13 protein-coding genes are annotated in these 11,966 nt (G+C 64.8%); 8 read left to right on the forward strand and 5 right to left on the reverse strand.

Annotated features, from left to right (window positions below):
* Positions 1–226 precede the first annotated feature (226 nt).
* Positions 227–1,033, forward strand: coding sequence for a Crp/Fnr family transcriptional regulator (locus ML401_RS22725; protein WP_211418965.1), 807 nt, complete (start codon positions 227–229; stop codon positions 1,031–1,033).
* Positions 1,034–1,040: 7 nt separating this feature from the next.
* Here ML401_RS22725 and ML401_RS22730 read toward each other — a convergent pair whose 3' ends face one another.
* On the reverse strand, positions 1,041–1,682 hold the full coding sequence (locus ML401_RS22730; RefSeq protein WP_211418964.1) for a glutathione S-transferase family protein: 642 nt from the start codon (positions 1,680–1,682) through the stop codon (positions 1,041–1,043).
* A gap of 206 nt (positions 1,683–1,888) precedes the next feature.
* On the opposite strand from ML401_RS22730, the gene murI reads away from it, so the two are divergent.
* The 6 genes from murI to ML401_RS22760 all read left to right on the forward strand — a co-directional run bounded on the left by murI (position 1,889) and on the right by ML401_RS22760 (position 6,818).
* Complete coding sequence (gene murI / locus ML401_RS22735) at positions 1,889–2,686, forward strand: glutamate racemase (protein ID WP_285806976.1); 798 nt, start codon at positions 1,889–1,891, stop codon at positions 2,684–2,686.
* 61 nt (positions 2,687–2,747) lie between these two features.
* Positions 2,748–3,521 carry an HpcH/HpaI aldolase/citrate lyase family protein gene (locus tag ML401_RS22740; protein WP_285806977.1) on the forward strand — a complete coding sequence of 258 codons (774 nt, stop codon included), beginning with the start codon at positions 2,748–2,750 and terminating at the stop codon, positions 3,519–3,521.
* A gap of 67 nt (positions 3,522–3,588) precedes the next feature.
* Complete coding sequence (locus ML401_RS22745) at positions 3,589–3,972, forward strand: cupin domain-containing protein (protein WP_285806978.1); 384 nt, start codon at positions 3,589–3,591, stop codon at positions 3,970–3,972.
* A gap of 105 nt (positions 3,973–4,077) precedes the next feature.
* Complete coding sequence (locus tag ML401_RS22750) at positions 4,078–4,845, forward strand: acyltransferase (protein ID WP_285806979.1); 768 nt, start codon at positions 4,078–4,080, stop codon at positions 4,843–4,845.
* Positions 4,846–5,044: 199 nt separating this feature from the next.
* A complete protein-coding gene (gene rpsD, locus ML401_RS22755; RefSeq protein WP_027548656.1) occupies positions 5,045–5,662 on the forward strand; it encodes a 30S ribosomal protein S4 in 618 nt (205 codons plus the stop codon).
* 88 nt (positions 5,663–5,750) lie between these two features.
* Positions 5,751–6,818: a low specificity L-threonine aldolase gene (locus ML401_RS22760; protein WP_285806980.1), complete on the forward strand. Its 1,068-nt coding sequence runs from the start codon at positions 5,751–5,753 to the stop codon at positions 6,816–6,818.
* Positions 6,819–6,921: 103 nt separating this feature from the next.
* Here ML401_RS22760 and ML401_RS22765 read toward each other — a convergent pair whose 3' ends face one another.
* The 4 genes from ML401_RS22765 to grxD are packed head-to-tail and all read right to left on the reverse strand — an operon-like array spanning position 6,922 to position 10,399.
* Positions 6,922–8,184: a serine hydrolase gene (locus tag ML401_RS22765; RefSeq protein ID WP_285806981.1), complete on the reverse strand. Its 1,263-nt coding sequence runs from the start codon at positions 8,182–8,184 to the stop codon at positions 6,922–6,924.
* A gap of 1 nt (position 8,185) precedes the next feature.
* Entirely contained in the window at positions 8,186–9,472 is a 1,287-nt protein-coding gene (locus tag ML401_RS22770; RefSeq protein ID WP_285806982.1) for a serine hydrolase, read from the reverse strand.
* Positions 9,473–9,515: 43 nt separating this feature from the next.
* A complete protein-coding gene (locus ML401_RS22775; protein ID WP_285806983.1) occupies positions 9,516–10,070 on the reverse strand; it encodes an O-acetyl-ADP-ribose deacetylase in 555 nt (184 codons plus the stop codon).
* A 2-nt stretch (positions 10,071–10,072) separates the two neighbouring features.
* Complete coding sequence (grxD, locus tag ML401_RS22780) at positions 10,073–10,399, reverse strand: Grx4 family monothiol glutaredoxin (RefSeq protein WP_181769420.1); 327 nt, start codon at positions 10,397–10,399, stop codon at positions 10,073–10,075.
* Positions 10,400–10,650: 251 nt separating this feature from the next.
* Between grxD and egtB the strand changes: the two genes are divergently transcribed.
* Positions 10,651–11,946 (forward strand): ergothioneine biosynthesis protein EgtB, encoded by a 1,296-nt coding sequence (gene egtB / locus ML401_RS22785; RefSeq protein WP_285806984.1) that lies wholly within the window; start codon positions 10,651–10,653, stop codon positions 11,944–11,946.
* Positions 11,947–11,966 lie beyond the last annotated feature (20 nt).

The following is an 11,966-nucleotide window of genomic DNA, read 5'->3' on the forward strand; positions in this document are numbered from 1 at the left end:
GCCCTGGGGCAGCAACCCCCTCCGCGCCGCCGCCCCTGCCCGAATCACGGCCGCCGCGGGCTAGCGGGACAACCAACGGGCAATTGCCGAAACGCCCGATCGGGCTAAAATTTGCCTCTTGCGACATGGCGGCTGAAGGCTTCATTTCAGGCGGCCGTCATGCGATTTCGGCTATACGTGTCGAGCACACCGACCAGGACTGAAGGCCTTACGCGGGATTAGTACCATGCCGTCCGGCAGCGCAGACATTTCCTCGATCCTCGACCGCATTCTCGAGGCGGCCACGGACAACCTCAGGATCGCGAAGATCCTGGTGCAGATGGGCCTCGATCCCAACAACGTCACCTACGACGCGATCTTCAACCGGCTGCTGGAGATCTTCGTCAGCAACATCACGCTGGCCAATATGTTCGCCGTGGTCGGGGCGGTCTTCTTCGTCGCCACCCTCTTGATGCGGACGATGGTGCCGCTGCGCGTCGCCAACATGATCGGCTGCGCGTTCTTTGCGATCTTCGGCGCGCTGTCCGCCAACGTCGCAACCTTCCTGCTCTATCTGCTGATGCTTCCGATCAACGCCTTGCGCCTGCGGCAGATGCTCAAGCTGGTCAAGAAGGCGCGCCATGCCGCCGAAGGCGACATGTCGATCGAATGGCTCAAGCCCTTCATGACCGAGCGCAGATATCGCCGCGGCGACACGCTGTTCAAGCTGGGCGATCCCGCGAAGGAAATGCTCCTCACGGTCACCGGCAAGTTCCTGGTCAAGGAGATCAACGTCGAGATCGGGCCGGGCGCACTGATGGGCGAGCTCGGCTTCCTGACGCCCGACAACCGGCGCACCGGAACGATCGAATGCATCGAAGACGGCCAGGTGCTCACGATCACCTATGACCGGCTGCTCGAGATCTACTTCCAGGATCCGCAGTTCGGCTATTATTTCCTGGTGCTGACCAGCCAGCGCCTCCTGCAGAACATCGATCGCCTGCAGAAGCAGCTGGCGACGGAACGGGCCGCCACCACGAACAGGATCGCGTGACCGCCACTCAGCTCAGCAGCAGCGCCATGCCCGGATCGCCCTTCTCCATCGCGCGCCGATAGGCTGGACGGCCGCCGATGCGGCCGAGATATTTGACCACGTTCGGGCAACGCTGGAGGTCATAAGGCTGGAAGTAGCGCATCGTGGTGAGCGAGAAGCCGATCATGATGTCGGCGGTGGTGAAGGTGGTGCCGGCCAGATATTCGGCATCGCGGACGCGCGCATCGACCAGATCGAAGGCACGGTCGACGCGCCCTTTGGTGGCGACCAGCATCGAATTGTCCTCGGCGAGCTTGAGCCTACTCAGGATCATCAGGCGGCCCATGCCGGCCTGCAGCGTGCCGTTGGCGAAGTGAAACCAGTACAGGAACTGGGCGAAATCCGGATCATCGGGCCGGAGCACGAGGCGCCCATTGCCATATCTGGCCATGATGTAGTCGACGATGGCGCCGGATTCGGCCAGCACGAGATCGCCGTCGGTGATCACCGGCGCCGCCCCGATCGGATGCAGCGCCTTGTAGTCGGGCGGCGCCAGCATGGTGACGGGATCGCGTGTGTAGCGCTTCAACTCGTAAGGAATTCCCAGCTCCTCACAGAGCCAGACGATGCGCTCGGACTGCGATTTGCCGAGATGATGGACGGTGAGCATGACGCCTCCTGCGAGCGCAAATTGGACCAGCCGCGAGGTATCTTACGCCCTCGTGCGGAGAAGGTGCGCGTCGTACCTTCCTATCTCCCCGGAATTTTGCGGATATGATCGGGCACCGAAATGAGCCTCGCCAACGCGTTCTGGGTGCTCCGCCGCAAAACCGCCCCAAAAACCGAATGGTAACCATGGTGGGCTAGGGTAATGACGTGACCAATTCTCCGACGATCCTGATGTTCGATTCCGGCCTTGGCGGGCTCACGGTGCTGCGTGAGGTCGTGGCGGCGCGCGCCGACGCGCACTTTGTCTACGTCGCCGACGACGCCTTCTTCCCCTACGGCCACCACAGCGAGGACGAGATCATCGCCCGCGTCGTGCCGCTGATGGGGGAGCTGATCGGCACGCATGACCCTGATATCGTCGTCATCGCCTGCAACACGGCGTCCACCCTGGTCCTGTCTCACTTGCGCGCCGCTTATTCCGTGCCCTTCGTCGGCACCGTGCCGGCGATCAAGCCGGCCTGCGCACAGTCGAGGACCCGCCGCGTCTCGGTGCTCGGCACCAAGGGCACGGTGAAGCGCGAATACACCAAGGCCCTGATCCGCGATTTCGCGCAAGGCTGCGAGGTGACGCTGGTCGGCTCACACGAGCTCGCCTCGCTCGCCGAAGCCGCGCTTGGCGGCCACGCGATCAGCGACGGCGACGTCCTTGCCGAGCTCGCCCCCTGCTTCGTCGGCGATGCCGAGGACGCCGGCGCACGCACCGACACAATCGTGCTCGCCTGCACCCATTATCCGCTGCTGCTGGACCGTCTGAAGCGGCTGGCACCCTGGCCGGTCGACTGGATCGATCCGGCGCCGGCAATCGCCCGCCGCGTCTCGGATCTACTCGGCCCGCGCACTGGCGACATCGTGCAGTCCGGTGCCGAGATGATCTTCACTTCGAACCGCGCGCACGGCCTTTCGGCCACGCTGACGCCGTTCTTCGGCGGGCGCGCGCTGGCCTGACCTTGCGCCTCGGTGCTGCGCTGTTAGGCTTCGCCGTCGTCACCTAGCTGCAGGCCTTCCCATGTCGATCCCGTCCACGCCACTCAACCGTCTCCGCCAGCTCTGGCGCGACGGGCGCCCCGCCTTCGGCGCGATCGCGACCATCCCGAGCGTGCAGATAGTGCAGATCATGGCGCGCTCGCTCGACTGGATCATCGTCGATCTCGAGCATGGACCGATCGGGCTGACCGAAGCGCACGCGATGATCGCCGCGACGACGGGCACGCCGTGCACGCCGCTAGTGCGGATCGCGGCCAACGAGCCGTGGCTTGCGAAGGCGCCGATGGACATCGGTGCCTTCGGCATCAACTTCCCGATGATCACAAGCCGCGCGGACGCCGAAAAGGCGGTGCGCAGCGTGCGCTATCCGCCGCGCGGCGATCGGCTCTGGGGTCCCTTCCATGCCCCCTTCCGCTGGGGCCAGTCGATGCCGGACTACATGGCCAGCGCCGACGACGAGATGATCTGCATGATCACCATCGAGCATGTCGAGGCCGTCAACCGCATCGACGAGATCATGGCGACGCCGGGCATCGACGTCGCGGTGATCGGCCCCGGCGACCTCGCGACGTCCATCAACAAGCGCGGCCAGATGGACGATCCGGAATTGCTGGAGCTGGTCGCGCGCGCGGAGGCCGGCATTCTCAGAAGCGGCGTGCCGATCGGCGGCGTCGCCCGCACCGCCGACCAGGCCAACGCGCTTGTCGATCGCGGCTACCGCGCCATCGCGCTCGGCTTCGACTGGTCACTTTTCCAGCGCGGCATCATGGCGGCGTTCGACGGCATCAAGCGCTGAGCGAGCTGATGGCCACCTTGCCGGGAACCGCGACGCTGCTAGGGTCGCGCCCGGGAGGAAAACAACCATGCTCAAAAAGACTTTGCTCGCTTTGACCTTTGCCGGCCTTGCCGTGGCCGCCTTCGCCCAGCAGCCCGGAATCAAGCGCACCCCGCTTCAGAAGGTCGAATTCCCGGAGGGCTATAATACCGTCACCGCCATCGCGGAAATCCCGGCCGGGGGTACCGCCGGACGTCATACCCATCCCGGCATCGAGACCGGCTACGTCCTGGAAGGCGAGCTGGACCTCCTGATTGATAGGCAGCCCGAGAAAACCCTGAAAGCCGGCGATTCCTACCAGATCCCGGCAGGCGTCGTGCACGACGCCAAGGCTCATGGCGATAAGGCCATGAAGGTGCTGGGAGTTTACGTCGTCGACAAGACCAAGCCGCTGGCCTCGCCGGCGCCCTGATGCGTCGAACCGACCGACCCCAGGCGGGTTGGTTCGTGCTAAAGCAGGCGGCGAGCGGGAACCCGCTCGCTGCACATTTTTTCATCTGCGGGAATTGAACGAGCGATGCGCGGGACGCCCAAGACCATTTCGCTGCCGCGCCGCCTGATTTGCGACCTCATGCGGGCGTCGATGGACGTGCCGTTCGTGTCGCTGTCTCGTTCGCTCCAGATCCGCCCCCTGCTGGAGGCCCGCGCCGGGGCAGCCGCGCCGGCCGGCTGGGCCGCGATGTTCGTCAAGGCCTTCGCCCTGGTCGCCAGGGACGAGCCGATCCTGCGCACCGTCTACGCCAAATGGCCCCGTCCCATGCTCTACGAGCTGCCCAGGAGCGTGGCTCTGGTGGCAATTGCCCGGGTCGAGGCTGGCGAGGAATGCGTGATGCCGCAGCGAATCGCGGCGCCCGAGGCCATGGCACTGGCCGCGGTCGAAGCGGAGATCCGGCGCGCCAAGACGGCACCGATCGACGACGTCCCGATGTTCCGCAAGATCATGCGGGCGACCCGCCTGCCGCTGCCGCTGCGCCGCCTGTCCTGGGCGATCGGCCTGAATTTCGGGCGGCAGCGCGGCAACTGGTTCGGCAGCTTTGCGGTCAGCTCGGTGGCCGCCTATGGCGGCGGCGAGCTCCATCCGGTCACGCCGGGCCCCTTCATCGTCAGCTACGGGGTGGTCGAGCCCGACCAGACCATCCACGTCGTGATCCGCTGGGATCACCGGGTCACCGACGCCGCCCCCATTGCCCGGGTCCTGACCCGGCTGGAACAGGTCCTGAACACTGAAATCGCTGCCGAATTGCGAGCGGCCGGCGCAAAGCCGATCCGGGCAGTCGGGACGTGATTCCGGGCCATTCGCATTGACAGCGAACCCCAAACTCCCCTAAAAGCCGCCTGCTCGCGGGCCGATTTCGGCCCGCGAAGCGTTTCGCGACCCGTGGTCCACTCCCTTAAGCTTTGGGGATCGGACCTGTCGGTGCCGGGATCCATCCCGTCACACAGGAGGGCGCGTTTCCTCAAACCATGCAACCGAAGAGGACGCGATGACTAAGCGCAGTGAGGCGAAGTACAAGATCGATCGCCGTATGGGCCAGAACATCTGGGGCCGCCCGAAGAGCCCCGTGAACCGCCGCGAGTACGGCCCCGGCCAGCACGGCCAGCGCCGCAAGGGCAAGCTCTCCGACTTCGGCGTGCAGCTGCGCGCCAAGCAGAAGCTGAAGGGCTACTACGCCAACATCAGCGAGCGCCAGTTCCACGGCATCTATGTCGAGGCGAGCCGCCTCAAGGGTGACACCGGCGAGAACCTGATCGGCCTGCTTGAGCGCCGTCTCGACGCGGTCGTGTACCGCGCCAAGTTCGTCTCGACGATCTTTGCCGCCCGCCAGTTCATCAACCACGGCCACATCAAGGTGAACGGCCGCAAGGTCAACATCTCGAGCTATCAGCTCAAGGTCGGCGACGTGATCGAGGTCAAGGAAGCCTCCAAGCAGCTCGCCCATGTGCTCGAAGCCAGCCAGCTCCCCGAGCGCGACACGCCCGACTATCTCGAAGTCGACCACGGCAAGATGACTGCCAAGTACATCCGCATCCCCGGCCTCTCCGACGTGCCGTTCCCGGTGCAGATGGAGCCCCATCTGGTCGTCGAATTCTATTCGCGCTAAGATCTGAATATCGAAAGGCCCCGGTTCGCCGGGGCCTTTTTGCTTAAGAGCCACACTTCAGTGGCCGCAACGCGTTAGGAGCCGTCGTATGCTCTACACCCCTCCCCCTGTTGATCCCAAGGCGCCGCCGGTGCGCATCAATCTGCTCTCGGACACGCAGACCAAGCCGACCGCGGGAATGCGCGAGGCCATGGCGCGTGCCGAGGTCGGCGACGAGCAGGTCGGCGACGACCCGACCGTGAATGCGCTGTGCGAGCGCGTTGCGGATCTGCTCGGCAAGGAAGCCGCGGTCTACATGCCCTCGGGCACGATGTGCAACGTCACCGCGACGCTTGTGCATTGCCGCCCCGGCGACGAGATCCTCGCGCATGAGACCGCGCACATCATCGCCCGCGAAGGCGGCGCGCATGCCGCGATCGGCGGCTTCCAGGTCACGCAGCTCAAGGGCCCCGACGGCCAGTTCACGCCGGAAACCTTTCGCAAGGCGCTGCATCCGCGCACGCGCTACCAGCCGCCGCAGACCGTCGTGAGCGTCGAGCAGACCGCCAACATCGGCGGCGGCACGATCTGGAAGAAGGCCGCGCTCGACGAGATCGTCGCGATTGCCAAGCAGCATGGCCTCGTCACTCACATGGACGGCGCACGCCTGCTCAATGCCACCGTCGCCAGTGGTATCTCCCCGCGCGACATGACCGCGGGCTGGGATTCGGCCTGGATCGATTTCTCCAAGGGCCTCGGCGCGCCGATCGGCGGCGTGCTCGCAGGCTCGCGCACCTTCATCGACGCGGTCTGGCAGTGGAAGCAGCGTCTCGGCGGCTCGATGCGCCAGGCCGGAATCTGCGCCGCCGCCTGCATCTACGCGCTCGACCACCACGTCGACCGCCTCGCCGACGACCATGCCAATGCACGGGCCCTCGCCCGCGGGCTGTCGCAGATCGCAGGGATCGAGGTGCAGGAGCCCGAGACCAACCTCGTGTTCTTCAAGCCCGACGGCGCCGGCATTGCCGGCGACAAGATGGTCGCGGCGCTGCGCCAGCGCGGCGTCACGCTCGCGATGATGGACGGCCGCATCCGCGCCTGCACCCATCTCGACGTCGACGCGGGCCAGATCGAGGAGACGATCGGCTACGTGCGCGAGATCGTGCGCGGAGCGTAATTGAGCTGCCGTAGCCCGGATGGAGCGCAAGTCCGGGTCATCTTTCGGCGGCAAGACTCCCGGATTGCGCTGCGCTCCATCCGGGCTACGAAGCCATCCGCGCTCACCGCCCCATCGCCTGATAGATCAGCGTCTTCAGCGCCAATTGAATCCGGCCGCGCTGCGAGGGCGTCTGCACCATGAAGATTCCGAACAGATCGTCTTCGGGATCGATGAAGAAGAAGGTGCCGCCGACGCCGTCCCAGCGATATTCGCCCAGCGGCCATGACGTCCCCGGCGGCACCGAGGTGCGCACGGCGAAGCCGAGGCCGAAGCCGGAACTGCCGCCCGGATAATAGTTCTGGTCGCGCCCGATGTTGGTTTCGGGGCCGACGTGATCCGACGCCATCAGCGCAATGGTCTCGGGCTTGAGATAGCGCCGGCCTTCATACTTGCCGCCATTCAGCAGCATCTGCGCGAACCGCGCATAGTCGCCGACCGTGCCGACCAGGCCGGCGCCGCCCGATTCCCAGGTCACGGGCCGCCTGACGTCGCGTATCTGCGTCGTCGGACTGATGTTGCGGTCCTCCGGCATCGGCTCGGCGATACGCGGAAACTTGCCGGCATCGGCGACATGAAACGCGGTTTCGCTCATGCCGAGCGGATCGAGCAGCCTTTCCTTTTCGAACTGGAACAGCGTCTTGCCCGAGATGATTTCGACAACGCGGCCGAGCACGTCGGTGGCAAAGCCGTAATCCCACACCGTGCCCGGCTGCTCGGCGAGCGGCAGCGTCGCGAGCTTCGCGACGAAATCGGCGTTGGACAGATCGCTATTGAAGAGATTGGCCGCAGCGTAGAGCTCGCGCACCCTACTGCCGCCCGTGACTCCGTAGGGCAGGCCCGCGGTATGGCGCAGCAGATCCTTGATCGTGACGGGACGCTGTTGCGGCTCCAGCGTGAGCGCAACCTTGTCCGCCGTGCCCCTCCTCTCGACGCCGACCTTCATCTCGGCAAAAGCCGGAATGTACTTTGCGACGGGATCCTCGAGCGCGAGCCTGCCCTCCTCGACCAGCATCATCGCCATCACCGACGTGATCGGCTTCGACATCGAATAGAGGCGGAAGATCGTATCCGCACTCATGGGGATCGCGGTGGCGACGTCGCGGACGCCGAAATTCTCGCAATAGACCGGCTTGCCGTGCTGCTGCAGCAGCAGGATGGCGCCGGGAATCTTCCGGGTCGCGACCTCGTTCCTGATGTAGGTGGAGACCTTCGCCAGCCCTTCGGCCGAGAGCGTGCGGGCAGCACGCGTCTCGGAGCCGGCCTTCGCACCGACCACTCCGACCAGAAGAACGAGCGCCGCGAGAAAGGCGCGGCGCCTGCTCATGTCACTTCTCCATGGCTTCGTAGACCAGCTGCTTCAAGGTCCGCTGCACGCGCTGGCGCTCGGTCGGGGTCTGCTCCAGCAGCACGAAGAACATGTCCTGCTTGGGATCGATCACGAAATAGCAGCCGGACGCGCCGTCCCACTTCAATTCACCGAGGTCGCCGGGCGGCGGCGGCTTGGCGTTGCCGGGATCGGTGCGAACCGCGAGCCCGAGGCCGAAGCCGAAACCGTCGCCGGGGAAGTAGAAATAATCGCGATCGACGCCGGAGCCCGGGCCGATCTGGTCGGTGGTCATCAGCTTGAACGTCGCGGGCTTGAGGATGGTCTTGCCGTCGAGGCTGCCGCCATTGAGCAGCATCTGCGCGAAGCGCTCATAGTCGGCCATGGTCGTGACCATGCCGCCGCTGGCGAACTGGATCTTCTTGACGACGGTTGGATCGTTGATCCGGCCGACCCGGAAATCGGCATCGTTCGGCACCGGCTGCGCCATCAGCTTCTGCTTCTCGGGGGCGGTGACGAAGAAGCCGGTGTCGACCATGCCGAGCGGATCGAGCAGCTTCTCCCGCATGATGTCGATCAGCGGCTTGCCGGCCGCGATCTCCATCACGCGCGCCAGGACGTCGGTGGAGTGGCCATATTGCCAGAGCGCGCCCGGCTGGTTGTGCAACGGCAGTTTCGCGATGCGCTCGGCGAACTCGGCAAGATCGAAATCGCCGGCATAGATGTTGGCGTCGCGATACGCCTTGCGGACCAGGCTGTCGCCATAGAAGCCATAGGTGATGCCCGAGGTGTGCGTCATCAGATCGTGCACCGTCATCGGCCGGTTGGGCGGCACCAGCTCCAGCGACTTGGTGCCGTCCTCGGCCTTCTTCTCGACGCCGACCTTCACATTGGCGAAGGATGGAATGTATTTCGAGACGGGATCATCGAGCTTGATCTTGCCATCTTCGACCAATTGCATCGCGACGACCGAGGTGATCGCCTTGGACATCGAGAACAGGCGGAAGATGGTCTTGTCGGTGATCGGCGCCTTGCTGACCACATCCTGCACGCCGAAGGCTTCGTGATAGACCGGCTTGCCGTGCTGCCGGATCAGGACGGTTGCGCCGGCGATCTTGCCGGTCGCGACCTCGTTCTTGAAGAACTCGCTGATCCTGCCGAGCTTGTCCTGGTTGAAATGCGCCCCCGCCGGAATCTCGTAAGTGCCCTCCGCCCGCGCCAGCGACATCGCGCCGAGCGACACCAGCGCGCCGCAAACCAGCGCACGCAGTCCAGACTCTAAAATCATATCCCCTCCCCGGAACATGGTTCGGCGGAGTGTACCGACCGCCTCAGTCGGCACAAGGGCCGGAGTGGCGAGCAAGCGCCTCGGCATGGAGTTTGGCGCCTGGCTCGGCGAAGCAGCAGAACACGACCCGGGTCACGGACGGCGCAGCCGTCAGGCCCTCGATCGTCGTGCGCACGGCGATGTCGGCAGCCCGGTCGGCTGGAAAACGGAAAACGCCGGTCGAAATCGCGGGGAATGCCACCGAGGTCAGCCTGTGCGTCCCGCACAGCTCCATCGAACGGCGATAGCAGGAGGCGAGCAGGCCATCCTCGCCGATCGTGCCGCCGTTCCAGACCGGCCCGACGGTGTGGATCACATGGGCGGCCTTGAGCCGGTAGCCCCCGGTGATCTTGGCATCGCCGGTCTTGCAGCCGTGGAGTGTGCGGCATTCGGCGAGCAGATCGGGGCCGGCTGCCCGATGGATCGCGCCATCCACGCCGCCCCCGCCAAGGAGCGACGTGTTGGCTGCGTTGACGATGGCGTCAACGCTCAGTGTGGTGATGTCGGCAACAATGACCTCGAGCACCGCGCCGCCAATCCGGCGCGTCGGCACGGTCACGATCAGGCGGCGACGACGACGCCCTTCTCGGAGAACAGCTGCTGGAGTTCGCCAGCCTGGAACATCTCGCGGACGATGTCGCAGCCGCCGACGAACTCGCCCTTCACATAAAGCTGCGGGATGGTCGGCCAGTTGGAGAAGGTCTTGATGCCGTTACGCAGTTCTGCGGATTCGAGAACGTTGAGGCCCTTATAGCCGACGCCGATATGGTCGAGGATCTGGACGACCTGGCCGGAGAAACCGCACTGCGGAAATTGCGGTGTGCCCTTCATGAACAGAACCACGTCGTTCGACTTCACTTCGTTTGCGATGAATTCCTCGATGCTCATATCCATGTCCTTTTGGGGCGAAGCCCTCACCGATCGCTTCGGGCTGGCTCAGCCGATCTAACCCGATACCTGCCTATATATGTAGCCCAAACCGTTGTGCATCCAAAGTAAAATGGCGGCGACAAGCTCCCCGGTGGCCGGCTTGACCCCAGCGGGCCCCAAGCCTGGTCCATAGGCTGATGACATCAATATCATCGCCCGAGAGGACTTTCATACCGTAACGGAGCCCCTATCTAGGACGAACCCTGGTTTTGGAACCCGGCAACGCCAACAACGTTCTCTTGTCCTGTCTGGAGAAAAACGTGACGAAACAAGCCTCCGCTACGGCCACTGCCCCGCTTTCGTCATTGTCCGGTCAGGGCGGCCTCGCCCAGAGGCTTCACGACGCATTTCTTGCCGTCCGCAATGAGACCGAACGCCGGGCCGCGCCGCTTTCGCCGGAGGACCAGCAGATCCAGTCCATGCCGGATGCCAGCCCGACGAAATGGCATCGGGCGCATACCACCTGGTTCTGGGAGCAATTCCTGCTCGGCGAGCACGCCGCGGGCTATCGGCCCTTCCACCCCGATTTCGCGTTCCTGTTCAATTCCTATTACGTCAGCGCCGGCCCGCGTCATGCGCGCAATCATCGCGGCGACATCACCCGTCCCAGCGCCGACGAAGTCGGTGCCTATCGCAGACATGTCGATGCGGCCGTCGTCAAATTCTTCCGCGAGGCCGGCGCGGACAAGCTTCGCGAGATCGCGCCGCTGGTCGAGGTCGGGCTGAACCACGAGCAGCAGCATCAGGAATTGATGTTCACCGACATCCTGCACGCTTTTGCGCAGAACCCGGTCTATCCGGCCTACGACCCGGACTGGCGCTTTCCCGCCGCGACCCGCACCGGTGATGACTGGCCGCACCTCAACGAGGGCATCCACACCGTCGGCCATGTCGAGGACAGCTTTCATTTCGACAACGAGAAGCCGGCCCATCGCGCTCTCGTCGGGCCGGTCAAGGTCGCGCGCAATCTCGTCACCAATGGTGAGTGGCTCGCCTTCATGCGCGACGGCGGCTATCGGACCGCGACGTTGTGGCTGATGGACGGCTTTGCCGCGGCCAGCAAGGACGACTGGCAGGCACCCGGCCATTGGCGCGAGGCCGATGGCGGGTGGCAGATGATGACGCTCGCCGGCCTCAGGCCGGTCGACCCGGACGCACCGGTCTGCCATGTCAGCTATTACGAGGCCGACGCCTATGCCCGCTGGGCCGGCAAGCATCTGCCGACCGAGATGGAATGGGAGGTCGCGGCCCGCGCGGGCCAGCTCAACGACGCCTTCGGCATCGTCTGGCAATGGACGCGCAGCTCCTATTCGCCCTACCCGGGCTATCGCGCCGTCGAAGGGGCGCTCGGCGAGTACAACGGCAAGTTCATGGTCAACCAATTGGTGCTGCGCGGCTCCTCGCTTGCAACTCCGGAGGGCCATAGTCGTATCACTTATCGGAACTTCTTCTATCCGCACCACCGCTGGCAGTTCACCGGGCTGCGGCTCGCCGACTACGAGTAGAAACTATCCCACGACAAATG

Origin of the sequence: Bradyrhizobium sp. 62B (genome assembly GCF_030272265.2) — a bacterium.
Classification (GTDB): Bacteria; Pseudomonadota; Alphaproteobacteria; order Rhizobiales; family Xanthobacteraceae; genus Bradyrhizobium.

What these genes read in the sequence shown, in the direction of transcription:
- ML401_RS22725 (WP_211418965.1), top strand. Translation starts at nt 227, where the DNA reads ATGCCGTCCGGCAGCGCAGACATTTCCTCGATCCTCGACCGCATTCTC.
- ML401_RS22730 (WP_211418964.1), bottom strand. Translation starts at nt 1,682, where the DNA reads ATGCTCACCGTCCATCATCTCGGCAAATCGCAGTCCGAGCGCATCGTC.
- ML401_RS22740 (WP_285806977.1), top strand. Translation starts at nt 2,748, where the DNA reads ATGTCGATCCCGTCCACGCCACTCAACCGTCTCCGCCAGCTCTGGCGC.
- ML401_RS22745 (WP_285806978.1), top strand. Translation starts at nt 3,589, where the DNA reads ATGCTCAAAAAGACTTTGCTCGCTTTGACCTTTGCCGGCCTTGCCGTG.
- ML401_RS22750 (WP_285806979.1), top strand. Translation starts at nt 4,078, where the DNA reads ATGCGCGGGACGCCCAAGACCATTTCGCTGCCGCGCCGCCTGATTTGC.
- rpsD (WP_027548656.1), top strand. Translation starts at nt 5,045, where the DNA reads ATGACTAAGCGCAGTGAGGCGAAGTACAAGATCGATCGCCGTATGGGC.
- ML401_RS22760 (WP_285806980.1), top strand. Translation starts at nt 5,751, where the DNA reads ATGCTCTACACCCCTCCCCCTGTTGATCCCAAGGCGCCGCCGGTGCGC.
- ML401_RS22765 (WP_285806981.1), bottom strand. Translation starts at nt 8,184, where the DNA reads ATGAGCAGGCGCCGCGCCTTTCTCGCGGCGCTCGTTCTTCTGGTCGGA.
- ML401_RS22770 (WP_285806982.1), bottom strand. Translation starts at nt 9,472, where the DNA reads ATGATTTTAGAGTCTGGACTGCGTGCGCTGGTTTGCGGCGCGCTGGTG.
- grxD (WP_181769420.1), bottom strand. Translation starts at nt 10,399, where the DNA reads ATGAGCATCGAGGAATTCATCGCAAACGAAGTGAAGTCGAACGACGTG.